Below are 25,316 nucleotides of genomic sequence, written 5' to 3' on the forward strand. Positions count from 1 at the left end.
CTTCTTGCGCGAGCACGCGTCAAAGGAACTTCAGAGCAATTAGTGTTCAAAGGATGCCCCCGTTTCCGGTTCCGGCAGCACGTCCCCGTTTTTCGCCGCCCAGACATACAACGTGGGCAGAAGGAAGATGCTCAGCACGAGAGCTGTCATTAGTCCCCCCACAATGACAATGGCAAACGGGCGCTGCGAGTCGGAGCCAATGGCGTGCGACATCGCGGCGGGAAGCAAGCCCAGGGTGGCCACCAACATCGTCATCATGATGGGGCGAAGCCGCAGAACGGCGCCCTCGATCGCCGCGCCTTCGGGAGTGTACCCTCGGGCTCGAAGCTGATTGATGTATTCGAGCATGATGACGCCCGTCTGAACCGAGACGCCGAAAAGCGCCAGGAAGCCGACTCCGGAAGATACGCTGAAGAATGTGTGCGTCACAAGGAGCGCGAGCAAGCCTCCAACGGGAGCCATGGCCACATTGGCGAGAATCAGCAGCGCCCATTTGAAGGAACGAAACATGGCGTAGAGAATGATGAAGATAAAAAATACTGTCAGGGGCAGGATCAAGAGCAGCCTTGCTTCGGCTCGCTTTTCGCTATCGTATTCTCCCGACCACTCGAGGTGATAGCCACGCGGTATCCGCACATTCTTGGCGATCTTGTCGATGGATTCCTTGACCGTAGTGCCCAGGTCGCGCCCGCGAACCCCAAAGCGGATCGCCAAATAGCGGGATCCGTCTTCTCGGTAAATGTCGTAAGCGTCATCGCGAACTTGGGCTTTGGTCAACTGAGCCAGCGAGACGCGCTCTCCCGAGGGAGAGAGCAGTCGAATATTCTGGATAGCCTCCTTGGTATCGCGATACCCTTTCTGATAGCGCACCACCACGTCGTAGACTGCCTCTCCCTGCAGGACCTGGCTAACGGGGTTACCGCCGACGGCCGTCTGGATGGCATCTTGTATATCGGCCACATTGATGCCGAAGCGTGCAGCCGCCAGACGGTCAACGGTGAGATCGATATTCGGCTGGCCCGTATCGCGTTGAAGTCCCAAATCCGTGACCCCGTTAATCTTGCCCATAACCTCCTTGATCTCTTCGCCCTTTTCCTCGAGAACGTCCAGGTCCGGACCGTAGAGCTTTGCACACAGTCCGCCTTTCGTGCCGGTAAGCGTTTCATCCATGTTGTCCTCAATGAGCTGCGAGAAGTTCCAGAAAGCCCCTGGGTTTTTCTCCACTTCGCGATCCATCGCGGCGATCAGTTCCTCTTTTTTCTGATGAAAGACGGGTCGCCATTGGTCCTTGGGTTTCAAGTCGATGAAGTATTCCGTGTTGCCGAATCCTCCCGTGTCGGTTCCATCGTCGGGAGCCCCAGCTTGCGAGACGACCTTGGTGACCTCGGGAAACGAGGCGAAGATATAGCGGTTTTGCTCGGTGAAGCGCGTACCTTCCGTCTCGCCTACGCTGTTGGCCATCGCACCACGCGCCCAAATGGCGCCTTCGTCCAAGTGGGGCAAAAACTCTGAGCCAATGATGCCGCTGAACGTGAGGAAAAGAGCAACGGCCAGAGAAGCCAAGCCAACGCCAACGGTGATCCAGCGATTCTCGATCGCCAACTTCACCGCACCCCGGTACCGATCCTTCAGGAATTCCATAACCGGGTTGCGCCATTCCTTGACACCATGCGGGAATAGGAGGGCAGCAAGCACAGGCACAAGGAAAATGGAGAAAACGATGGCGCCGAGTAGCGCGAAGGCAACGGTCCAGGCCATAGGCCGGAACAGACGCCCTTCGACTCGTTGGAGCGTGAAGATCGGCATGTAGGCGGTGATGATGATGCCAATTGCGAAGAAAACCGGCCGCTGGACCTCGTGAGCGGCATCACGGATCATCTCTACCGGCGTCTTCAGACTCATCGTGATGCGGCCGGCTTCCGGCGATCCGTTATTGCGATGGCTCAAGTGCCTCATGATGTTCTCCATCATGACGACGGCCCCATCCACAACCATTCCGAAGTCGAGCGCGCCAAGTGAAATCAGGTTTGCGGGGATATGGCTCAGGTTGAGAAATATGGATGCGAAAAGCAACGCAAACGGAATGGTGAGCGCAACGATGAAGGCTCCGCGAACATTACCGAGAAACAGGAAAAGGATAATCGTTACAAGGATCATTCCCTCGCCGAGGTTATGCAGCACCGTGTGCAACGTGAAATGAAGCAGATCGCTGCGGTCCAGCATCGGAATGACTTTCACACCCTCGGGCAGGATGTGATTGTTGAGCTCGTCCACCTTCTGGTGAATCCCATCGAGCGTGGGGCCTTCTTCGGCCCCCTTGCGCATCAGCACGCCGCCCTGGATGACGTCGGGCTCATCTACGATGACGCCGTCCGGACGATGATCGGCTCTGGCCATGTGCCCCAAACGAATTTTGGGGCCCCAGTCGACGACCGCTACGTCCTTTACGCGAACTGGAGCCCCCCTCGAAGTCGTCAGCACGGTGTTCTCGATATCCTGCACACTGCGGTAAAGTCCGAGTGCGCGGACGTTCAGTTGCTGCAAGCCCTCTTCGACGAAGCTTCCGCCGGCATTCACGTTGTTGATCGCCAATTGGCTCTCCACCTGGCTGATGCTCAAGCCATAGGAGATGAGCTTATTCGGGTCGACGCGCACCTGATACTCGCGCGCGGTGCCACCGAAGTCGCTCACGTCCACCACGTTCGGAACTTTCCTGAATTCCTTGTACAGAGTCCAGTCTTCGATGCTCCTCAAATTCATCAGGTCATACGCCGGATTCGTGCTCCGGATTGTGTACCAGTAGATCTGACCCGTCATGCTCCAATCCGTTCCAATTTGAGGCACCACTCCCGCCGGCATATTGATCTGCGTGAGCCTTTCCAGCACCTTCTGGCGGTTCCAATCGTCGACCGATTGATCGTCGAAGATCAACGTAACCAGGGAAAGACCAAAAATCGATTCCGACCGCACCGTCGTCAGATGGGGAATACCAAACACCTGAATTTCCACGCGAACCGATACTTGCTGTTCCATTTCTTCGGCGGAGTGCCCGGGCCACTGGCTGATGATGTTCACGTAATTATCGGCGATGTCCGGATAGGCCTCGACGGGCATGCTGTGAAACGACACCGCCCCCCAGCCAAGCAATAGCACCCCAATCGCCAGCACCACGTACCGATTATTGAGTGCAAAATCCACGAGCGTGCGAATCATGGTTTCTTTCTCGAGCCCCTTAGTCGAGCGTCATTCATTGTCAATCACATTTTGGAGATTGATTGCGTTTGTCACGACCTGCTGGCCCGGCCGCAACCCGGATAGAACCTCCTGCATCCTGTCCGGCAACTGTTCGCCACTGACGACCTGAATCCGCTTGAACTTCCCTTGCACAGGGACGAAGACCCAATCGCGGTCGTGCAGATGCACGATCGCGGACGCCGGGACAGCCGTATAGGTATGCTTCCCCTTGCCGAACAAAGTGACTGAAGCGAACATGCCCGGCCGCATCATTTCGCCCGAATTGGCCACTTCGATACGAACCTTCGTTGTGCGGATATTCGGATCGAGAATCGACCCGATGTTGCTGATCGTGCCCTTGAGAACTTTGTCCGGATAGGCGTTCAGCTTGATGTCGGCGGGTTGCCCGATGCGCACGTTGGCCATGTCGTTTTCGTAGACGTCACAGACAATCCATACTGAGGTTAGGTCCGAAATAGTGAATGGGTTGGGCGTAGAGTAGGCCTGCACCGCCGCCCCATTCGTCACTTCCTGATCGGTGATTACGCCGGAAACCGGGGCGAGAATGTCGACAATTCCCTTCGGATTATCGGGATCGCTGCCGAGCAGGTGAAGACGCTCAGTGGCAGTATCGAGGGTGGTCTTGGCGTCGTCCTCGGTGTCTTGCGCGACTTCCAGGTCTCCCAGCGCTATGGCGCCGTGCTCATACAGCTGCTTTGCTCGATCCAATTGCTTGCGGGCAAGGAGTTCATCGGAGACGGCCTTGTGGTAGGCGTCGAATCCACCCGAAATGTCTTCGCTGCGAACACGCAACAAGAGCTGGCCCGTCTTCACTGTGTCGCCGAGGCGCGCGCGGATGTCTACAATGCGACCGGAGGCAAGCGAAATCACCGGAACAGTTCGCGCGATGTCCGGAAATACAATGCCGGTCACGGACAATTGCGACGGGGCTTGGAATTCACCCGCTGTTTCGATCGGATACAACTCTGGATGCTCTACCGCGAAAAAGGAGACGTCGACTCCGGAAATCACCTTGGCTGATGGGGGCGCCTCTGCCGCGGCGTCCGCTTGCTTTTCTTTGCACCCCGTCAAGCCGGCAAGCAAAGTTCCGAGCACAAGCAGGATAAGAACTCCAACTCCATTCCGATTCATGTCTCTCTTCCGTTTTTAACGATTCCCCGTAAATCAGGACTCTTTTCAAACACATTCTTCCTGGCTAGTTGCGATGTGGGCCCAGACGGGGCTAACTGAGTTCAATTGAATTCACGCGAGGATTCGCTTAAAGCAGAGCCGGAGATCCGAAAGCCGCCGGCTCTGTTTATTAGCTGTTCTAAGAAACGCTTTCGTACTCCCGCGCCGTCTCGCCATTAGAACCTGACCATGATCGCGGCCGTGGTCACGGTCTGATTGGTCCGGAGATCCGGCCACCAAATCGCGCTGCTCCCGGCAGCGGTTCCCGCCGAACTTCCCGCACCGCAAGCCAACTCCCCCTGGGTCAGGCTTCCGTAACCAAAGCCAGAGTTAGCACCACTTGCACACGCATATTGCGACGGAAAGCCATTGTTTCCGCCTGGTGGCGTGATGCCGCCGCGCCCCGTCCAGTAAGGAACATCGGAATAGCGGTAGCCTTCTTCCAAGCGGAACGTAATGAACTGGCTCGGCATGTAATCGAACGTGATGGTGCCGTCGTGCATCTGCGCACGATCGCCCGCGTTCTCGGTGAAGTACGGTGTCCCGGTGACTGCTGTAGCGCCGTTGATGGGAGGCAGCAGGGTCAGGTAACGGCCGGGATTGTTCATCTGTCCACCGCCAAGAGTCACGGCGTAAAGGTCCTTCTTGAACCAATAGCGGTTGTACATCATCCACCCGACGAAATCTTGCTTGGGCCGGCCGTTCTTTCCGCCATGGCAGTTTACGCCGCCGGCATAGGTCGAATTCGAACCCATCTCGGGAGAGTTGCCTTTCGGGTCGTAGGTCCCGAGCGCGGGTCCGCCGCCGTATTCGCAGCCTGCATCGCCGGTGACAGTGAACGCGATCTTGTCCAGCAATTTCGACGGATTGTCATATACCTTAACCTGAGCGCTATAGTCTGCGTGGACACGCGAACGGCCTGGTTGGCCGACTACGTCTTCACCCAAACCGTAGTTGTTCCATACAAAGTCCAGGTATGGCTTGGGACGCCACAGAATCTGGCCGCCGAGGCCAGGCTTGCCGTTCGCGCGAGCGTAGGATTGCCAGCCGTTAATGATCCAAGGCTCAATCTTCAGTTTCTTGGTTGGAAAATACTGGATGCGAAGTCCGTTGAAAAACCATGGGGTATTCGAGGAAACGAAGGACGGTTGATAAGTCCAGTTATCGAAGTTGTAGTAACTGAAGAGACCGATATAGGAAACAAAGATGCCTGCATCGACATTCAGACCGTGAGCTACATCCCAGTGATAGCCGCCCCATGCTTCGGAGACGTACTTGTATGCGTTAGCGAGGTCCCATTGTCCGCGCACGACGGTGCCGTCGTTACGCGGCGTGGTCGTAGCGAACAGGCCATCCATGGTGAGGATGCGTCCGCGAACATTGTTAATGTGGATATCGCCACCGACGCTTATCTGTTCGAGTTGCCATTCATCCGAACGAAACGTCTCTGTCGAGCCGCCGAGCGAGTCGTCCTTGGGGTGATTGTAATCCAACGTGTAGTTCGCGTCGGCGCGGAACTCGGGCGTGAAATACTTCGTGGCCATGGGGCTGTCTGATGCGTGACCATTGCTGTTCAGCCATGTCCAATCACCTTCGAATGGCTCACCTTTTGTCGTCGTCTGCGCGCTGATTTCCTTCGGCGCCGGTGCGGCTGCTGTCGCAGGCGCAGGCTCTTGCCCGGCGGTCGATGAGCTGAACCCTGGTGAAGCCGAGGACGGCGTAACACCAGTGCTCGCCGGAACTGCTCCGCTACCCGCAACGAGCGCTTTCTCCGCCGCTTTCAAGGCCGCCGTGTCGGCGCTGTCGGCCAGGACTGCAGTTTTCGCTTGTTTAACTTCGGTCTCTAACTCATCGATGCGGCTCTTCAGCGCATCAATCTCCTGCTCGACCGTCGGTTTCAACTCCTGCTTGGCGGCCGGCGTCGTCGCAGCGGGCACAGTGCCCGATATAGGAGGCGCCGGGGCTTTGTCTGTGGCGGGTGGCGGCTCCGCTTTCGCTGTTAGACCCGGCGAAACAGGGTTGGGTACGCTTGACTGCGCGACACTCAAAGACGTCATGCCAACGGTGCATGCCGCCAGCGTCATAGCTTTCCAAACAATGCCTCTCATCATCACCTCTCGCTTCCTGCGGGAAATCAGATTGTGAAATCTGCAATTGAAAACTTCGGCTTGCCCAATGAATCACCAGAGTTGCTTGTAGTGGATGAGTACACGCTCCCAGGCGAGTTGCGCATCTAGGAAGGTCTGGCGACACTTATGGGAAAGTCTCATCCGCCGAGGTCAGTTTCCGTCACGCCTCGCTTCTTGGTACTTATTTAACTCGGCTCTTCGTAAGAGACTTGTAAGGTGTTTATCGGAATTCCATAAGCACTTACTCGTTCGAACCTATGTTCGTAAGTTGCAAGTGAAGACAGTACTCTCCATACACAAGCAGAGCGCAGCGAGGAGCCGGATCCTGCCTATCACTTCGGTCAAGAATGTGCTGAAGCCGTCTTGCATGCGGACGAGGGAGGTTGACGCGCACGCGTTGACATACCATCACAGTGTTTGTAAACGACAGCGATGATGCATTCAGAATGGAATGCCAAACATGAAGAAGGCATAAATACGAAAACAAAAGATGTAGTGGGCTGTCACGTTTCGAAGCCTTATGAAACCCTTAGACCTCCTTTAGCCACCTCTTAGGCTCAGAGGCTTAGACTCCGTACCATAAATGGAGGGAAAGAGATGTCTAGCGACCCAGTTGTGCTTTCAGCGATCGTTGGGGCAAGTGTCTCGTTTCTACTTGTCGTGCTCTTCAATGTTGTTCGGGAATCAATGCGCCACAAACGCGCGACGGCACGCAGACACGAGATTTGGGAGTAGTACCTAACAAGGGTGGTAAGCATGGAACATGTGGGAGTTCGTCGTCCATGAACAGGCCATAGAAGAAAACCTCTACACGTCGTCGTTCACGCTCTTTTATTCCCACTTTCAACGCCCGCTTCCGCCAGGGTTCCGCCTTCCTCGCCGAGGCGTTGGCAGCCAAGCGGCTACCACTACATACAGCCACCCAAGATGCGGTCTATCTGCCGAAGATGGTTCAAGTCGTGTGCCGCTTCCAAGCGGACGAACTCCTCGACCGTTTGCCATCCGCGTACCTCGTGGACGCCATAGCACTCCACCCACCGTGCGCGCGGGACCGACTCCAACAGTCTTAGGTTGCTCTCGCGCAGCGCCCGAAAGACCCCTGCCGAAAGGCTCGCATCTTGCTGCGCGTAACCCAAGCGCTCCGCCCATGCGGCCTCATCCCACCACGTTAAGGCCACACCTGGATTCGCGAGCATGTTTCGCAATCGCCAGCCCATCGCCAGCTCCGCGTCCGCCAAGTGCGCTACGATCTCGGCAATTGACCACTTTTCAGGTGCAGGGCGCCGGATCAACTCCTGGGGCGCGACATCACGCAGACGCCGATCGAGCTCGGATGGGGCGGCTTGTTGGACACCGATGGGCTCCTCATCGCCAAGATAGCTTAAGACCCGAGTTCGGTATGCTTCGAATGTCTCTGTCATTGGTCCTCCCGGTAGACTGCGTTTGCGGCCGAACATCTCGTGGAGTAGACCGATCCATCCCGGTTCGCAGTGATACGAGTGTGATGACGTAACACAAACACCGCGACCTCCCTGCGTTCCGCTACAACGCCGAGCTGTTTCAAAATGTTATCGTCCATGAACGACCCGTAGAGAAAGGTTGCCACTCTTCGGCCGCCCATCAAAACGGGATCGAAGGCAATCTCCTTTAGATCGTCGTGGCGGCTACTTGCCTCACCGCTATGATTCAAAACGAACCATTCATTCGTTGCGCAACGCAGTAATCGGGTGGATGCGTCCTGCGCCGCGCGCCGGAATGTAGTTTGCAAGCATTCCGATTAGAATAAGCGTGGATCCCGCACAGGTAAAAACCAGTCCATCTCTGGAGTTGACGCCGAACAATAAGGCCGCGAGCAAACGCCCGGAGAATACCGCTGCGATCGAGCCACATGCCATTCCCACCAAAATAGGAACCATTCCATCGCGCATGATCATAAAGACCAACTGCTGGCGGCTGGCTCCAAGAGCCGATCGTATGCCTATCTCCTTTTCCCGGCGCACCACGGAGTACGAGGCAATTCCGTAGATACCCACACAGGTAAGAAGCAACGCTACCAGCGCGAAGGTCCCGAGAAGCCACGCCGCAAAACGGCGATCGCCCACTCCGTTGCTGATCAAATCGGTCATCGCTGCCATGTCGGAGACGGGCAGATCGGGGTCGACCGATTGTATTTCACGGCGCACATCACGCGACAACGCCGCATTGTCACCTACGGCTCGAACAACTATCCCAAAGCGCCTTCTTGAAAACTGGTACATGCTCTCGTAGATGTGGGGCACATCAGTTTCATCGAGGCTGGAAAGCTTCGCGTTGCCAACAACGCCCACAACCGTTATCCATGGTGCAGGCGCCGGCCGCCCATTGACACGAATGTCTCGAGAATAGCGGATTCTACGCCCAACCGGGTCGGCGCCACCCCAAAGAAGGCGCACTGCGGCTTCGTCGATCAGCGCGACTGGTTGGGACATCGAGTCATCGCTTTCCTGAAACATGCGTCCGCGCAGCAGGGGCGTACCCATGGTCGAAAAGAACTCTGGAGTTACAGACACTTCCACTGCAGTGGGAGCGTCTCCTTTGTCGGACACGCCTTCGACGCGAAATCCCCCGGGAATCACTGGACCGTTGAATGGGACAACGCTCGTCATGCCAGCGTACTCGACCCCGGCTATGCCATGCAGGCGACGAATTGATTCGCGAACCAAGTGCGTGCGTTGATCGATATTGAGGTACTCATCTGCTTTTGGATCGTTCGGCGTAGGAAGCCGGAAACTTCCTGCAAGAAGATGGTGCGAATCAAAGCCGGGATTGACTTCGATCAGGTTCCAGAAGGTTTTTAGCAATAATCCGGCGGCGACCAGCAGCACCAGCGAGAGGCCCACTTCAGCGCCGATCAAAGATCTGCCAAGTCCGGCGGAGCGCCGAGATCCAGAGCCGCCCCGTTCCCGCATTTCCGCTGTGCCCGGATGCGTTCGCGAAGCCTGCCATGCTGGGATGAGCCCAAAGAGAAAGGTAGTCAGCAGCGCAATGGCGAGAGAAAACGCCAACACACGGGCGTCCAAACCAATCGGGTTGAGCCGCGGCAGTTGCGAGGGTAGCACTCCGACCAGGACTCGTAACCCAATGGCCGCAGCGCCTACCCCGACGGCTGCCGACATCAGGCTCAGCAAAACCGATTCGGTCAGCATTTGCCGGATGATTCGCCCTCTAGTCGCGCCAAGAGCGAGCCGGAGAGCCATCTCACGCTGCCTTGCAGCGGCATTGACCAGGAGAAGATTCGCGACATTGACACATGCAATCAGGAGAATCAACCCAACTGCGAGCAGAAGAGATATAAGCAGAGTTCTCGCGCTGCCCACGACCACTTCGGTCAACGGCGTGACCGAAAGAGCCCAGCCGGCGGTTGCCGGATAGTCGCTGCCATACTCGCGTCGCAGGGAATCGCTGAAGGCTGCTAGCTGCGACTGCGACTGTTGCGGAGTGATCCCTGGATTCAGCCTTGCGATGAGTCCGGGGATAAAGCGCACGCTTCGCTGAGGCGGCGGGAATGGATCCGCACGAAAGCCTGAGGTGATCCACAGATCGACCGGGTGCAGGCCCGGGGTTGAAGGAGGGTGAAACTGCGGAGGAAGAACGCCAACGATCGTGTAGAGGTCGTTGTCTAGTCGCACTCTTCGGTCGATGACAGACTTCGCGCCGCCAAATTCCTTGTGCCAAAGGGCATCGCTGATCACCGCGGCTTCGGCAAACCCATTCGCAGTATCGCGGAAATCGATCAAACGGCCCAGTTGCGGACTCGCGTCCAGGATGCTGAAGTAATCTGGACTTACGGCAAGAAACTCCAGCCGTTCCGGGCGCTCTCCGCCGGTCAGATTACAGGTATCCCGCCACACAACGGACACCGCAGAGAAGATGCCGGCCCGATCACGAAGATCATCGAGCTCGGGAACAGAGAAGCCGACATTCCGAGCGCCGAGCCCCGGAAGGTCGGCACTTAACTCAATTAGTTGGCCTGGATCGCGAAACGGCAGAGGCTTCAATAGCGTTGCGTTGACAATGCTGAAGATTGCAGTGTTAGCGCCGATACCCAGGGCAAGGGTTGCCAGCACGGTGATCGAAATGCGCGGCGACTTCCCCATTGTTCTAAGGGAAAACTGCACGTCCTTCCACAAGCTCATGTGCACTCCTCGTCGTACGAATCGAAGGCGTGGCAATCTGGCTTACCGCTATGCCAGTCGTCCACCCATGTTGAACCCAACCAACTTCACCCGCACCTGAACCCAAGCGGCGAATTCAGGCGCCATATCGGCCTCAAATCAGCGAATATGAAGAACTCGCGGCACTAAAACTCCTCAGCACCTCAACAAAACGCCACCCGGCAACGCCGCCGGCCCCCTTCATGACGTATCACGATTGGCTGAGGCACGCGGTACGTCTGGTCGCACTTGGCGATCTCGGTGTGGCAAATTCCAGGCGTTGCGACCCATATCAGGATCTTGTTGTCCCGCGACTCATCAAGATCGAGTTCTTCGATCGAGGCGGACTGATGTGGTGCGTGGGTTACACCAGCCTGAATGCGCATGGCCGCGGAAATGGTCGCCTACTTCGACCACGGCGGAACGACGCCGTTCGAGCGCGCGTAGGCAATCGACTGTCCGAGGTGTTCGTGCTGGTCTGCGAAGAGATACCGGATTGCGCCTTCCTTTGTCATATCCCGGCCAAACAGCTTGACCGGCGCCTTCAGATCGGCGTCCGAGAGTCCGGCGATCGTCTGCTGCAGGTTGCCGTAGGAGGTCTTTAACGCCTCTTGCAGTTTCTCGGGGTCGGTGTTCGGCACCGGCCGCCCGCCGCCCGTGGCACCGGTCAGCGTTCCGGCGAGTATGCCGTTCTCCATGACAATGAGGTTGAATACTTCGCCCACCGAACGCACGCCCTGGCCCGGCTTCCAGTCATATTTCCCCGCCATCACTCGTGCCATTCCTGTGAATTTGTCGGAAAGAGTTCCAGCCTCTTTGGACAGAGCCGCCTGAACCGTCTGTGCAGGCTGAGCTTGCGAAGGGATGGCAGTCACGGCTGCGATGATGGCGAGCGCACTTAGCGCACTTCGAATTCGAAACGTTCTCATAGTCGATCCCCTCTTAGTAGTTGGTTTCGTGAAAGTCCTGCGCCGATGCTGCGTGCCAGCGGCGAGTTGAGCTGCGCTTTCGGATCGAACTGTCCGAGCGGCTCGCAAATCGCGCGCGCAGCCGGCCCGTGCTACTTGTAGGTTTCGTTGACCCGTACATCATCGGCCTGTGGTCCGAGACACAAGCGCGGACCGCGGCACCTCGATTTCGCCGCTTGCGATGTAGGCCGCGGCGCCACCAACGCTGACAGAGGTCACGACGCTTCCGCTCTTACGCGCGTCCGCTTCGATTTCGCTTCGGCGCCCCATCGAGACTCCTTGCTGGATCGAAAGGCGATAGGACGCCCCGGCAAAGTCATACTTCGATGCCATGGCGCCGACGAGGGCGGCACACGCGCTGCCCGACGCGGGATCTTCTTCGATGCCCAGCGCGGGTGCCCACATGCGAGCATAGAGCTTGCCGCCATCCCGCAAATTTCCCGCGAAGAAGAAGATGTGGGGAGACCACGCTCGTGAGAGCGTTGCTGCCCAGGCAGCCCGATTCATCGCCGCCCGATCGACCATCTCGTTCGAGTTCAGTTGCACAAAACAGAATGGAACACCGACGCCCGCGAAAAAGACTTGGTTCACTTCGGCTGGCTCGACGGATAGAACGGCGGCGAGTTCAGTCGGAGAAGGTGCGCCGGTCGGTGCCTCGATCTTCCCCGATAACGTCAACGTGCCGTGGAACCCCCCGTTTCGCTGAGCGACGTCAACCGTCACGGGACCGACATTCTCCTCCAGAATGAGCCGGATTGGATCACCAAGCCGTACGCCCTGTCTCATCACAAGCGCACAGGCTGTGCCGACCGAGGGATGCCCCGCAAAATCGAGCTCCGCCCGAGGTGTGAAGATGCGCACCCGACACGTGTTCGCAGGATCGTGCTTCGGCAGGACGAAGGTCGTTTCGCCGAAATTGAATTCACGAGCAATCTTCTGCATGCCCTCGGTCGAAATGCCGGCCGCGTCAGGCAGAACCGCCAGTTGATTACCGCCGAACGGCGTAGAACTGAAAACATCGACGATTTGGAACGTGTACTTCATGAGATGGCCTCCGTGCGTCGCCTCAAGCCTTGACCACGAGGTCGATCTCAACGGACGCCCCAAGCGGCAGCGCGGCCACCGCGATCGTCGTGCGGGCGGGAAAGGGCTGACTGAAATACTTTGCGTAGATGCCATTCATCGCGACGAAGTCACTCATGCTCGTCAGATACACACCGGCGCGCACGACATCGTTGAAACTCTTGCCGGCCGCCTTGAGAACTGCCGAGAGGTTCTGGAAGACGCGCTCCGTCTCGGCCACAATAGCCCCCTCGACCACCTTGCCAGTGGCTGGGTCTTGAGCGACCTGTCCGCTGAAGTAGAGGAAACCACCGGCTTCGATCGCCTGGGAAAACGGGCCGACCGGCGGCGCGAGTTCCGGCGAGGTAATTGCAGTCTTGCTCATGGCAAACTCCTGTAGATACTGGTCGATTTGGTCAGGATGGTGGAAGCCCGAGGTTGAGCGCGCCCACAGCCTGCGCAGGCACTCCTGGCCCGACCCGGGCTCACTGACCTCGATCGGTGTCCAGTTCAGAACTTCGGGACCGCGAGTCTGCCAAATTTGAATCGCATGAGGCATCAGGATTCCACAAACGAAGAAACTCCCTGTAGTCTTACGGAGAACCGACAATTCCACAAGTTCATTATTCTCACAATGATATTGCTGTTTACGCACGATTCTGTTATTCGTTGGGGAAGATTCAGGAGTAATTTAGGAGCCTCCCTTGCTCGATGATTTACGCGCCATCGTAGAGTTTGCCCAGGCCGGGTCCATAGCCGGCGCAGCCCATCGTCTATACCGGACACCATCCGCCATAACCCGGCAACTGCAAAGGCTGGAGGCTGCTTTGGGTGCTGAGTTGCTCGACCGCTCAGTAAAGCCGCCGCGCCTGAACTCACTCGGCTCCAGGGTGCTTGAACAAGCGCGAGATCTCTTGCAGCGGACTGAGGCGATCAAATCTACTGCGTCGCACGACGCCGAACCTCACGGCCTCTTGCGCATCGGGCTCGCGCATCCCCTGGCCGAAGGGACGCTTATCGAACCTATTCGGGCGCTGACTCAAACATACCCCAAGGTCAGACTGCTGCTGTTGAGCGAGCGCACGCCCGAATTATTTAACCGGCTGATCGCGGGTGAGCTCGATGTTGCAGTCGTGCCTTTACCTGAAGGCAAAACGGCGCCTCCACCACTTCTAACGAATATCATCGCGACAGACCGCGTGGAGATCGTTCAAGTCGCGGCAGGCAACGTCACCGGCGATTGGAAAAGCTTAGGCCGAGCACCCTGGGTGCTCAATCCGCCCGGGTGCTTCCTTCGGGCAGGCCTCATCGATCAGATGGGCCGTGCCGGCTTCACCCCCATGATTGCGGCTGAAATCCACAACATGCATCTGCAGCTGGCGTTCGTTCAGTCAGGATATGGAGTCGGGTTGCTGCCAGCGCGCTTTATTGCCAGTAACAATTCTCTCGGCACGGTTGAAGTGTTGCGCCCCCCATCATTTGACTTGCACATGTCCGTCGCGATAGTGCGGGTTGGACAACTCGGTGCTTTGGAGAATGCGGTCGGACTGTTGGAGCACGGCATTCGGCATTTGTTTGAGGCAGCCAACACAAGGAAGCCGGTATCGAAGAGCCGAAGGGCTGTACTCACGAATCGGCGGAAGGCGAGACCACGCAAGTAGTCTTCTAACACCGCCTGTTGCAGCCTCTTTATCCACTTGCGTTAGGTCGTGATTCTGGCTTGTGGTGAGACGCGAATTGCTTGATGATGCAAAGCATAAGCTGGCGAAGTTCTGGGAGCATTACATTCAGCAGCGACCGCACAGTGCATTACCATGCGGAAAATGGAGGCAGGTTAAGGATATGCAGGTCATCAAACTCATGCTCGAGATGACACAAACTCCTCACTGGCTCAAGACATGGGGCAGTCCAGTAGGTGAGCTACAAAATCTGCCAAAGTGGCGCAGGTTTGTCCTGACGCTCGCAGGTTTTTTCGGTTTGCTTACAGGGCTGTGCGTGGTCTTCTTGCTGCTGGTGACTGCGGCCCTGGCCTGGGAGGATCACGCCCACGCGCAATGGCCGGAGGCAACGGAGCAGGTTCAGCGATGCAGCCTGGATCTGTACCCGCCCGACCCGAAGTATTATCGCATCGATTGCGGCGTCAACTATACCGTGCGCGGGGAGGAGATTCTCTCACACGTCTATTCGCGCACCACGCCTGATCCAAGCCGCATCATCTGGGAATACTCGTCGCCGCAGTTGGGGAGGCTGCAAGAGTGGGTGGATGCGCATCCGAAAGGAACGCGAATGGTGGTTCATTACGACCCCGCAAACCACAAGAAGGCAGTTCTGATTGTGACGGACATGCCTCTAGGCGGAACACAGATACCGGGCTGCTTGCGGCTGCTCGAAGTCGCAGCGGCAAGTTGCGTGGTGCTGCTGGCGATCGCGCGAATCCTCATGCCGCGACCCATTGCGACGCACTGACGGAGTTTTTCCGTTCGTCTTTTGCTTTTCAATTGATCTACCAATGCGCCCAAGATGATTGTGCTCAGAAATCCGTAGGGTCTTCGGCTGATACTGATGCGCGACAAGCGCAGAACGCCAAACTTCGGAAAAGAATTCTCGAGAATCTGAACGCCCTCATCGTGAACCTGACTCCACACGCCCGGATCGGCAACATTACTGAAAGTACCGAAATCGACTGCCGGGATGAAATCGCCACCCGCTCCAGTGAAAATCACAACCTTGTTGTCTCGATCCTAAGAAATCCGATAAAAGGCTTCGACGAATTCGGTATGATCCGACGCGCTAAGGGTGAACGGACCACCTTTGGAATGAAATTCGGTGATCAGCACTCCGTTTGCGTCTCGGGTCAACCTCAAACTGCGGTCGGCATGACGCCAAATCGACACGCGCACGACAGTAATTCACGTCTGCACTTGGCTTATGCTAATGTGGGAGCGGTGGTGAATGGCCTCAGTAGCGATCTACGGCGATCAATCTCTCGCTGACAGTTCGTCGCACAACCTTGCAGTCGCCGAACCGACATCGCTGAGAACCGGAAAGGTTAACTCATTCTTTTTCGCAGTAGTTCGGGCGACTCGAATGTCACGTGTACACTCGTCGTCCATCCGCGGCTATCTCGGCGCCATCCGTTAGTTTGCCGAGGACTTCCCTCGCTCGCCATATCGGAAAGTAACCACTTCTGATTACGTTGGTTGGAGACAAGCCGCATTCGTAACTAAATCGGTGGTCCATTCGATATACAGTGGGGAAACTTCCTGGGCGGTCCAAGTAGCCCGCCGCCGCAATCGATGCTGAAAGAGCGGCACTGGAAAAGACAGGGATGGCCCGGCAAAGACGGGACGCAACCAATGGAACAGTCACCGGAAGGCCGAGCGCGAATCATGGCGGCGATTGCGAAACGGTGGGCTGCGCAGATGGATTCTAAGTTGTAAGACTCATTGCCTTCGGTTGCCTTGCAAATAGAAGAGGTTACCGTTGAATAGTTCAACTCTCCAACCGTTCTCTCACCGCTACTCGAACGACTGTGTCGAATCGATTTGCACACAGTGTTTCTTCACCGTTGGTCGGTCGCGGCGGGAGACCGATCTGGAGCGATTCGAGCGCGAACACGTTTGCGATCCGTTGATGACGGATTGGTTTCGAGCGGGTCCTTTGCACCAGATTGAATCATAGGGTCACGTGCCAGCGCGAGACGCCTGTGATCGAGGATCAGAGTTATTAGGACATACCCCATTTTTCGACGAAGCCGAGGTATTGACCCATATCACACACCGAAAGTCCGGCCACGCCTCCGCTGAGGAGATCCTCTGCGAACTGTGTTTCTGCCTCGACCGCTTCCCGCAGCATCACGACGTCATGCTCCAGCTCCGCGTCCCACAAATCTGGCTACTGACTCCGAACTACTTTCACCACTTCGAAGGCGAACTCCAGATGACAACATTCGTCGGGTGCGCCCAATAGGAAAGCCCCACGGATTGGCCGTGGGGCTTTGTTGTTTTTCTTGCACAGCGGTTTCTATGGTGAGATAGCACTTGGTGCAGATTGAGTCCCACGTGCCGTCCCGGTCGGACTAAGAAGGCCGAGAGGGTGGGCGCAGACGGTCATTCCAAATGTAGTCACTGAGGGATGCCAAGGCGACAATGCCTATTTCAAGTCCAAGCAGAATCCATAAAAGCATGAATATCAATGCCCCGTCTGAGGTCATTGTACTCGCGCGCGCGATATACTTTCGCCATGACCATAGCCAAGATTGTCGCTGCGATTGACTCCGAAATCACTCAACTCCAACGAGCCCGTGCCCTGCTATCCGGTATTGGATCTTCCAGGAAGACGCCAGCAGCCGTTTCAGTTCGCAAGAAGCACAAGATGAGCGCTGCCGGAAGGAAGAGGATTGTAGCCGCACTGAGAGCGCGTTGGGTGAAACAGAAGGCCGCTGCATAAGCAAACGGGGATTCTATTTAGTGACCCAGTACGCGTGTCTTGAGGTATTCGAATCCGATTGTCAGCAATGTTGAAGCACACGGGCAGACACCTGAGAGCCAACCGGCCAACCGCCAACGCTCTTTCTCAAGCTCCGAGACCCGGGTCTCGACTGCTGACAGCCGTCTTCTGCGGGAATTGCGGGCAGTACTTCTGCACCGGGGAATCCAGATCCAGCTTGTCGCGTTCCCAAAGGACCATGGCGGCAGTGGCCGTGATCGGTTTCGAGATCGACCCGATGCGGTACAGCGTTTGTGATGTTGCAGGAACGGATCTTTCGAGATCGGCCATGCCGAATCCCTCTGACCACACGAATTCTCCATTCTGTACAACAGCAGCAGAGATTCCCGGCGCTTTACTCGCTTCCATGAACCTGGAAACGGCGTTTTCAATCTTTGATCGATTCTCAGCTGAAAACTTCCCGGTCTGAGCTACTGCACAACTCTAGGCCAAAAGGAACGCGAAAAGACGCACAAGGGTTATCGCAATTTTCAGACGTCTTCGGTGACGAAGTCGCCCGTTATCGCGATACGTTTTCTGATTCATATCTCACCCCAACCGAGACAAGTCCGCGGCACGCAACGATCCCAATGGTAACTCGAAGAGGGTGCAACTTATGATTTCCGATGCCTTGACATCCTGCTCTCGCACAAAGAGCCTTATGCAAAGTCCACCCCAAATCGCTAGTCTCGTAAGAGCGGCCTTTTGTTTGCTCATTCCTAAAGAGCAATGCTGGACTGTGAATACCGAATGTGACCACCGCACTGGGACCAGTTCATCAATCTTGGGATCAAATTGACTCTATGCGCAGGGTGGCAGCAAAAGAGGGTTCGAAATCAGTCGAGATCAGCTTTCCATTCAGTTCGAAACGATAGCGACATACGCCACAAGTTTGGACACGGTAACCTGCACCTGCCCTCCAGAGTAGGTAAATGCCACCGGCGTATCCGCTCCGTAATCGGGCGAGACAAGCGTCACACTCCTGGGAGCCTTGTCGACGGGAAAGCTGACCCGCACTCCATCCTGCTCCTGAAATCCCTGTGAATAGTTGTGATTAATCAGGTGCGCCACCGTGCGCCCATCGCTCAACTGCGTCAGGTTAGTGCCGATATTCGCTACGGATGCCGTCACCCTCCCCGGCAGGTCTCGAGTGTTGTGGTAGAGAGCGGCATGAGCCGGCATCTTGTAGAACGCCGTCGTCTGTCTGAAGAGCGGCATCAACCCCAGTTGCGTTGCCGTCGGGTCGCCCATGGTATCGGCCAGATGCATATTCAGATACACAGTCGCCGCCAGGGCCTCCGGCAGATACATCCGCCAGTAGTCCGATTTCTCCGAAGCAGGCAGCGATAGATAGTCGGTCATCACATCGGTCGGCCAATCGATGAACGCAGCCATAGGGACCACGCGTCCGTCGATCCTCGCGGATCGTTGCTTCATCGTCATAAATGCCGCCAGCAACGACTGTGTCCCATCCAAATGACCGTCCGCCGTAAGCGGACAATAATTCACTGAAGACCCGCCAGGCCCATCGGGATTGCCGCCCCAAAGACCAATCGTCTGGAAGTCGACGAATGGAAACACGCCGTTGGCGGTAATGTAGATCTCCTTCTTGTACTTCTTCCGCGCATAGTTACGCAGCGTCAGCACAATATCCTGCCAGTAGACCAGGCTGGTGTAGGTTCCAGTGAATGTCCCGTTCTGTGGCTCCGGATGGCCTCCAATTATTGTTCCCCACTCTGCCGCCAGTGGATTCGATCGATTGAGAGGCGATGCCTGCCATCCGTTGCGCGCCAGGTAGCCGCGATAGTTGAACGTTCGACCGCGCGTGGCGGCAGACTTCGAACAATTGAGATTGTCGGCCGTCGTTATGCCATATTTCGACTGCCAGTCAGCCGGGCTGTACTTGGGATACTTCCCGCACAAAAATCCGCCGAAATCGGCAATATTTGCGTCGTCAAATCCCTCGTCTCCATTGTCTTCATTCCCGGAAGTCGAACCCTGATAGCTAAAATCGACCTCGTCGAAGAACAGCCCGTCCACGCCGCCGTCGATCTGAATCTCTCCAATGCCGATAAGGTATTGCCGGTAAGCCGGGGATGCCAGGCTACCGCGGTAGAATTTCATCGCGGAATGAAACACCGGCTGGCCTGTCGCATCGCAGGAGACTACTTCGTTGAATGCCGACGCTGCCGGAAACTCGTCCCTGAAGAGAGCAGTGGCCGTTGTTCCTCCTATGAACGTGATGCCGGCCGCTTGCGCCTGCTTGGGATAGTCGACTTTGTAATCGGATGGCTGAACTCCGCCTCGATCCCACCTCGCCCACGCGCGCGGGACGATATTGGGCGACATCGCAAGAACCTGCGGGTCGGCGGGGAGATTCTGGCCTTCCTGGCTGAAGCCAAAGACCGTAAGCCCGGAAGGATCGCGCTTTCCATAGACTCCCGGATCGATCGCGATGTGCGTGAAAATCCCTCCGCCTCCAACAGGATTGCTCGCCGCCGGCGAAGCGCACGTAGAGCGGGTCGCAGGAAGCGGGGAAGGCGGCGGCAACTGCGCAACTTCCCAGCTGGATGCGTACAAGAACGCGGCTATGCCAAGGAACAAATGCTTACTCGAAGCCAAGGCCATCGTTCTCCCGAGAATGCTGACGGAAACAGGCACTCAATGGAGCACACCGAAGTGTACACGAGTTCTACGCTTCACCAACTGTGGTTTTTGGTTCCGGTCGGGTTGTCTAAATGATAAGTCGAGGAGGAGCGCGAGGGTGTTACAAAGGCTGAACTCAGCTGCGCGCTGATTCAGAGAACTACCTCGGAGGTTCCTCAGAGACATATCTATTACATCGGACTTGATGTTCACAGGAAGACGATCAGCTATAGTGTCACCCTTACGTACATCACTGAAAATGTTAGTGGCTTCCTGCGCGTTCCAGCCATGCTCGGTCGCAACATCCAGCCGTCTGACTCCGAAGCCGCCAATCAGGAGGCGCCGGTCGTGCTCAGCTACGACTTCTGGATGCGCCATTACAACGGCGATCGGGATGTTCTCGGAAAAGCTCTCGAACTCGCACGAGTCCGTCATCCGCATCAATCCACCTATCCTCGCTTTCTCCATCGCGCTGGCTTGCGCCAGCGGGCTCCTCTTCGGACTACTGCCGTCGCTTCGCATGTCGCGCCCCGACATTTCAAAGGTGATACAGGCAGCCGCGCGAAGGGTGGCCGGAACCGGCGGTCAGGCCCGTTCGCTCAGCGCGCTCATCGCCGCGCAGATTGCTCTCACCACCATCATTATGGGAGCGGCCGGGGCTGCCATTGGCGGCTTCATGCAGATGATGCACCGCAACTTTGGCTATGACCCGGCGAACGTCATGTCAGTGCCCATCCCGCTCCATGAGCACAGCTATCTCACCCGTGAGGGGCGCGCGGAATACTTTAAGACGCTCCAGGAGAAAATCGCCGCTGTGCCCGGCGTCGCCGACGTTGCCTTATCCCCCAACGGCACTCCACCCGACAGCGGCTCTAATCTCCCCTTCGAAATTCTGGGCAGTCCCTCCGCACAGCGTCAATATCTCCGCGCCAGCTTCATCAGCCCGGAATATTTCTCCAACCTTCGCATCCCGCTCCTCGAAGGCCGCCTCTGGGACGAAGCGGAAAATACTCGCGGCGCGGCAGTCGTCGCCATCAATCAAGCCCTCGCTCGACAATACTTCCCGAACGGCAATGCTATTGGGCAGCAGATTCGCATGCCCACGCTCACGCTCCAAAGCGACGAACCTGGACGGCTCGTTGGCGTTACCGACACCGACGGATGGGTTCAGGTCGTGGGCGTCGTCGCTGACTCTTTCAACAATGGATTAGATAAGCCAGTGCAGCCAGCGCTCTACATGCCCTATACACGCTACATGTGGATGGATACTCAGTTCCTCGTCCGCGCGCATGGGTTGCCGCTTTCCTCGTTGCACGATGTTCAACGCGCCATCCTGTCGATCAATCCGGATCAGCAAACCGATCTCAATGTCCGCGACCTGAATCAATGGATCGAGCAGCAGCCCGAATTCCAGCGGCAGCGCCTCTTTTCCATCCTCTTCGGTCTCTTTTCCGGCCTTGCTCTCGCCCTCGCGCTCGTTGGACTCTACAGCGTCGTCTCCTACTCTGTCGCCCAGCGTACGAACGAGCTTGGAATCCGCATGGCGCTCGGAGCACAGCGCGCCGACGTGCTCTGGATCGTCTACCGCAACATCGGCAGCACTGTCTTCGGCGGGCTTCTCGCCGGACTCCTGATCTTCCTCACCCTTCACAACATGCTTATCCACTGGACCCAAAACAGTTACTCGAGCCCGCTCATCCTCGCGGCGGTTGCCGCGCTCTTTATCCTCTGTGCCACTTCAGCCTGCATCATCCCCACCCTCCGCGCTGTCTCCATCGATCCCATGCAAGCAATTCGTTATGAGTAGCCACGCCGATCGTAGCTCGTTCGTTGTCAATTCCTTTTTTGCCACGATACAGCATTAGAAGGAATGTGGTGCGCATAATTGTCATGATGCGGGCACCCGGATGCTTTGTATCCAACATCCCCGATTCTCGCCATGATTCAGCATGGCCGCGCTGGTACAGGCGGCGCATTGTGTCGCCCACGCAAACTCCGGAACTGGAAGCCTACGCGAAGACCGAGGCGCTGCCAGAATGGTTTAAGGCAAGGAGGGTGGACACAACTGAGAGTGACAGCCAGATCGTTCAATCCCCTAACGCCTGGGCCCGTCTCCGGATTTGCAGTTCGAGCTCGCCCCCCCAAGAATCTGCTGAAGTTCTGTTTGAAAGGAATTGTTCCTATGGACATTACAAATGAGATGTAGTAGCTTCTTTGGTATGTCCAAAGGACGCTCGATGGGTGACAAAAAGTCGGAAGTGTTGCAGGGTACGTTAGACCTGATGGTTCTGAAAACCCTCCATTCGATGGGACCCTTGCATGGGTTTGGCATCGCTCGGCGCATCGAGCAGTTGAGCGAAGACGTATTGCAACTGAACGAAGGCACTGTTTATACATCGCTTCTGCGCCTACAGCAGCAGGGTTGGATCGCATCCGCATGGGGCACTTCGGAAAACAATCGCAAGGCGCGGTACTACTCGATTACCCGGCTTGGTAATAAACGACTCGAGATTGAGACGGAGAATTGGGAGCGATTCGCGGGAGTCGTCGGGCGTGTCTTGAGCCAGGAAGGGTAAGGTTGATTGCCATGGGCCGCCTGCGAGTCTTCTCCACAAGGATCAAAGCTCTGTTTGCGCAGAGCCGCACGAATCGCGAATTTGAAGACGAACTTGAGCAGCATCTGCAGTTGCTGACAGATCGATTCGTGAGCCAGGGCATGTCTCGGAGGGAAGCCGTGAGCGCGGCCCGACGGCAGTTCGGCAACGCCGCATTGTTGCAACAACGCCAGCGCGAAGCGAGAACTTTCCTTTCCCTCTCGTCATTATGGCGCGACGTTTGCTTCGGTGCTCGGATGTTGCGGAAGCATCGAGGATCGACGGTTGGAGTGGTTGTCGCGCTTGCCCTCGGTATCGGAATGAATGCGTGCATCTTCACTTTTGTGAATGCATTGCTGCTGCGGCCCCTCGCAGGATTTAAGGCGCCCGGCGAAATGCGCGAAGTCTGGGAGCATTCACGGAATGCGAACGGCATCCACAGCTTCATGCCCTTGACTTACCCTGACTACGTTTTCTTTCGTGACCATGCGCAATCGTTCTCAGGAATTCTGGGCTACGACGGCGATCCAGAGGGAATCATCTGGAATCGAGGAGGGCACGGAGAGGTCCTGCATGGTCAACTTGTCTCAGGCAACGCGTTCTCCGTTGCAGGAGTAGGCGTGGCGATTGGGCGCTCGTTCACACCTGCGGATGATCAGCCGAACAACCCGCAGCCTCTTGTAATACTGCGGCACAATTTCTGGAAGCATAGCCTGGAGAGCGATGCCGGCATCATTGGCAAGCCGATGATGTTGAATGGCACAAACTACACCATTATCGGAGTCGCGCAGCCCGGGTTTACTGGATTTGAAGTGGCCATGGCTCCCGACTTCTGGACTACGCTGTCGATGGAGGAGCAAATGATCCATGACGCTGGCCGCTTGACCAGCCGCAACACCAACTGGCTCCTCACCGAAGGTCGGCTTGCCCCTGGCCAAAACACAAAGAGCGCGCAGGCCGAAATTAGTCTCCTCGCCCGGGAGATAGAACTCGCCCACCCTGACACGAATAAGGACATGGACGATGTGCTCTACAGCTTTGCCCCCGTTCCCGGCCCTTTCCGCGGCTACGTAACCGCGTTTACCGGGATGCTGATGGTGGTGTTTGCTTTGGTGCTCGTGATTGCCTGCGCCAATGCGGCGAGTCTATTGATGGTGAAGGCAACCGGACGTGCGCGGGAGATGGCGGTTCGCTCCGCACTGGGCGCGGGACGAGGCCGATTGATTCGCCAAATGACCGTGGAGAGTTTGTTGCTCGCATTCATCGCCGGTTGCGCCGCTGTGCTGCTTTCCTTCTGGACCTCACACCTGCTTCTCAACCTGATTCCTACGAGTCTGCCCATATCCATTGAATTGCCTCTCGACTGGCGGGTGCTCGTCTTCACTTTTCTGATCACGCTCATCACAGGAGTCGTATTCGGCGTGACACCTGCTTTGCGGGGCACGCGGGTCGATCCGGTGGCAGTAATCAAGACCGAAACCCACTCAGGTGGCTATCGAAAATCGCGCCTTCGGACCGTAATCATGATCGGCGAGATTGCTGTCTGCACGTTGTTATTGTTCAGCGCAACCCTGTGCGTAAGGAGCCTGCTCAACGCCGGCTCGATAGACCCTGGCTTCGACACACAGAACATTGCCGTCGCCACGCTCGACGTGGGCAGCCTCGGCTACAGCGATGCGAAGATCGAGACGTTCTACCGGGAACTGGACAGACACATTCGCGCTTTGCCCGGAGTTGTCTCTTCGAGCTACGTCAATCATCTGCCACTCGACGCATCGCGGGAACAGACCAGCGTGACCGACGAGAGCCTCGTTGCAACATTGCCGCATGGCATTCCGGTCGACGTTTTCCGCGTGGAACCAGGGTATTTCAAAACCATGGGAATTTCCGTTGTTGGTGGGCGAGATTTTGAGCAGAGTGAACTCGATCACAAGTCCAATGCAATTGTGGTGAACACTGCAATGGCCGCCAGGTTCTGGCCCGGCCAGAATCCAATTGGAAAGCTGGTTAAGGTGGGCGATGCGAAAGAACCAAGCGAAGTCATCGGAGTGGTTAAAACTGGTAATTACCGCTCACTTGGGGAGGATCCTATTCCGGTGCTCTTTCGGATGGAAATGCCGTCACTCCGGGTCCTTGTCGTGCACACCTCCAGAGACCCCGGGTCATTGCTCGATGCTGTTCAGCGACAGGTTCAAATTGTGGATCCGAACATGGCCGCCACGCAGGTGCAAACCATTGGGAGCTTCATGTCTCTGCCCATGTTCGCCGCACGCACTACGGGGTTGCTGCTGGGCGCGTCCGGAATTCTGGCGCTGGTGCTGACATGGATCGGATTATTTGGCGTGATCTCATTCGCGGTTTCCGAGCGCACTCGCGAGATTGGAGTGCGCATGGCGTTGGGTGCGGGACGAGGAGACGTCATGAAGCTGATCATGCGGCAGGGATTTTACATAACGAGCGTCGGGCTGGTGATCGGGATCGGCGCCGCCTTGGCCTCGGCACGGCTTCTATCTGCGTTGCTCTACGGAATCCGACCCGACGATCCTGCGACCGTCGTAATTGTTTCCGCAGGAATGACGGCAATCGCAGTTTTGGCCTGTTACATTCCAGCGCGACGTGCAGTGCGGGTAAATGCTGTTGTCGCGCTTCGTTACGAATAGTGGGCCAACTGAAATGCACTCTTTCTTGGTTCCGAGCGAATCGTGGCTCACCCGGAAGGTTTTAGTCAACAGTTCGTGCTGCTGTTGATCAACTGGTTATTGTCGCGGTAGGGACGATCCTCACGGATCGCCCCCCGCACAGATCCGTACG

General features: G+C 56.8%; 16 protein-coding genes. 6 read left to right on the plus strand and 10 right to left on the minus strand.

The annotated features are described in order from the left end of the window. Positions 1-39 precede the first annotated feature (39 nt). From VK574_RS12905 to VK574_RS12940, 8 genes are all read right to left on the minus strand, one after another. Positions 40-3,213, minus strand: coding sequence for an efflux RND transporter permease subunit (locus VK574_RS12905; protein WP_472800252.1), 3,174 nt, complete (start codon positions 3,211-3,213; stop codon positions 40-42). 30 nt (positions 3,214-3,243) lie between these two features. After that, complete coding sequence (locus VK574_RS12910) at positions 3,244-4,386, minus strand: efflux RND transporter periplasmic adaptor subunit (protein ID WP_472800253.1); 1,143 nt, start codon at positions 4,384-4,386, stop codon at positions 3,244-3,246. A gap of 215 nt (positions 4,387-4,601) precedes the next feature. Continuing rightward, the gene (locus VK574_RS12915; RefSeq protein WP_472800254.1) at positions 4,602-6,536 is read right to left on the minus strand and encodes an outer membrane beta-barrel protein; all 1,935 of its coding nucleotides are present in this window, start codon (positions 6,534-6,536) and stop codon (positions 4,602-4,604) included. A gap of 926 nt (positions 6,537-7,462) precedes the next feature. Beyond that, positions 7,463-7,975, minus strand: coding sequence for a DinB family protein (locus VK574_RS12920; protein WP_472800255.1), 513 nt, complete (start codon positions 7,973-7,975; stop codon positions 7,463-7,465). A 279-nt stretch (positions 7,976-8,254) separates the two neighbouring features. Further along, entirely contained in the window at positions 8,255-10,729 is a 2,475-nt protein-coding gene (locus tag VK574_RS12925; RefSeq protein ID WP_472800256.1) for an ABC transporter permease, read from the minus strand. Positions 10,730-11,151: 422 nt separating this feature from the next. Then, on the minus strand, positions 11,152-11,676 hold the full coding sequence (locus tag VK574_RS12930; RefSeq protein WP_472800257.1) for a DinB family protein: 525 nt from the start codon (positions 11,674-11,676) through the stop codon (positions 11,152-11,154). 159 nt (positions 11,677-11,835) lie between these two features. Then, entirely contained in the window at positions 11,836-12,759 is a 924-nt protein-coding gene (locus VK574_RS12935; protein WP_472800258.1) for a PhzF family phenazine biosynthesis protein, read from the minus strand. A gap of 22 nt (positions 12,760-12,781) precedes the next feature. After that, a complete protein-coding gene (locus VK574_RS12940) occupies positions 12,782-13,336 on the minus strand; it encodes a Rid family detoxifying hydrolase (protein WP_472800259.1) in 555 nt (184 codons plus the stop codon). A 145-nt stretch (positions 13,337-13,481) separates the two neighbouring features. Between VK574_RS12940 and VK574_RS12945 the strand changes: the two genes are divergently transcribed. The 3 genes from VK574_RS12945 (at position 13,482) to VK574_RS12955 (ending at position 15,770) form a co-directional block, all read left to right on the plus strand. After that, positions 13,482-14,438 carry a LysR family transcriptional regulator gene (locus tag VK574_RS12945; RefSeq protein ID WP_472800260.1) on the plus strand — a complete coding sequence of 319 codons (957 nt, stop codon included), beginning with the start codon at positions 13,482-13,484 and terminating at the stop codon, positions 14,436-14,438. Between the two features lie 181 nt (positions 14,439-14,619). Continuing rightward, positions 14,620-15,243, plus strand: coding sequence for a DUF3592 domain-containing protein (locus tag VK574_RS12950; RefSeq protein ID WP_472800261.1), 624 nt, complete (start codon positions 14,620-14,622; stop codon positions 15,241-15,243). Continuing rightward, complete coding sequence (locus VK574_RS12955) at positions 15,183-15,770, plus strand: hypothetical protein (RefSeq protein ID WP_472800262.1); 588 nt, start codon at positions 15,183-15,185, stop codon at positions 15,768-15,770. The genes VK574_RS12950 and VK574_RS12955 overlap by 61 nt, the downstream gene beginning before the upstream one ends. A 1,582-nt stretch (positions 15,771-17,352) precedes the next feature. On the opposite strand, the gene VK574_RS12960 is transcribed toward VK574_RS12955, so the two are convergent. Further along, a complete protein-coding gene (locus VK574_RS12960; RefSeq protein WP_472800263.1) occupies positions 17,353-17,634 on the minus strand; it encodes a serine hydrolase domain-containing protein in 282 nt (93 codons plus the stop codon). A gap of 489 nt (positions 17,635-18,123) precedes the next feature. Further along, positions 18,124-19,887 carry a hypothetical protein gene (locus VK574_RS12965; RefSeq protein WP_472800264.1) on the minus strand — a complete coding sequence of 588 codons (1,764 nt, stop codon included), beginning with the start codon at positions 19,885-19,887 and terminating at the stop codon, positions 18,124-18,126. Positions 19,888-20,305: 418 nt separating this feature from the next. Between VK574_RS12965 and VK574_RS12970 the strand changes: the two genes are divergently transcribed. From VK574_RS12970 to VK574_RS12980, 3 genes are all read left to right on the plus strand, one after another. Then, on the plus strand, positions 20,306-21,718 hold the full coding sequence (locus tag VK574_RS12970; RefSeq protein WP_472800265.1) for an FtsX-like permease family protein: 1,413 nt from the start codon (positions 20,306-20,308) through the stop codon (positions 21,716-21,718). 430 nt (positions 21,719-22,148) lie between these two features. After that, positions 22,149-22,487, plus strand: coding sequence for a PadR family transcriptional regulator (locus VK574_RS12975; protein WP_472800266.1), 339 nt, complete (start codon positions 22,149-22,151; stop codon positions 22,485-22,487). Positions 22,488-22,498: 11 nt separating this feature from the next. Next, positions 22,499-25,165, plus strand: a complete 2,667-nt coding sequence (locus tag VK574_RS12980; protein WP_472800267.1) for an ADOP family duplicated permease — start codon at positions 22,499-22,501, stop codon at positions 25,163-25,165. Positions 25,166-25,316: the final 151 nt, after the last annotated feature.

The sequence above is a fragment of the Occallatibacter sp. genome, assembly GCF_035317045.1.
Classification (GTDB): domain Bacteria; phylum Acidobacteriota; class Terriglobia; order Terriglobales; family Acidobacteriaceae; genus Telmatobacter.

Excerpts from the sequence above, each read along its gene's own strand:
- VK574_RS12950 (WP_472800261.1), top strand. The coding sequence starts at position 14,620 with ATGCAGGTCATCAAACTCATGCTCGAGATGACACAAACTCCTCACTGG.
- VK574_RS12935 (WP_472800258.1), bottom strand. The coding sequence starts at position 12,759 with ATGAAGTACACGTTCCAAATCGTCGATGTTTTCAGTTCTACGCCGTTC.
- VK574_RS12930 (WP_472800257.1), bottom strand. The coding sequence starts at position 11,676 with ATGAGAACGTTTCGAATTCGAAGTGCGCTAAGTGCGCTCGCCATCATC.
- VK574_RS12925 (WP_472800256.1), bottom strand. The coding sequence starts at position 10,729 with ATGAGCTTGTGGAAGGACGTGCAGTTTTCCCTTAGAACAATGGGGAAG.
- VK574_RS12910 (WP_472800253.1), bottom strand. The coding sequence starts at position 4,386 with ATGAATCGGAATGGAGTTGGAGTTCTTATCCTGCTTGTGCTCGGAACT.
- VK574_RS12940 (WP_472800259.1), bottom strand. The coding sequence starts at position 13,336 with ATGCCTCATGCGATTCAAATTTGGCAGACTCGCGGTCCCGAAGTTCTG.
- VK574_RS12920 (WP_472800255.1), bottom strand. The coding sequence starts at position 7,975 with ATGACAGAGACATTCGAAGCATACCGAACTCGGGTCTTAAGCTATCTT.
- VK574_RS12960 (WP_472800263.1), bottom strand. The coding sequence starts at position 17,634 with ATGGAAGCGAGTAAAGCGCCGGGAATCTCTGCTGCTGTTGTACAGAAT.
- VK574_RS12975 (WP_472800266.1), top strand. The coding sequence starts at position 22,149 with ATGGGTGACAAAAAGTCGGAAGTGTTGCAGGGTACGTTAGACCTGATG.
- VK574_RS12970 (WP_472800265.1), top strand. The coding sequence starts at position 20,306 with ATGTTCTCGGAAAAGCTCTCGAACTCGCACGAGTCCGTCATCCGCATC.
- VK574_RS12915 (WP_472800254.1), bottom strand. The coding sequence starts at position 6,536 with ATGATGAGAGGCATTGTTTGGAAAGCTATGACGCTGGCGGCATGCACC.
- VK574_RS12905 (WP_472800252.1), bottom strand. The coding sequence starts at position 3,213 with ATGATTCGCACGCTCGTGGATTTTGCACTCAATAATCGGTACGTGGTG.
- VK574_RS12980 (WP_472800267.1), top strand. The coding sequence starts at position 22,499 with ATGGGCCGCCTGCGAGTCTTCTCCACAAGGATCAAAGCTCTGTTTGCG.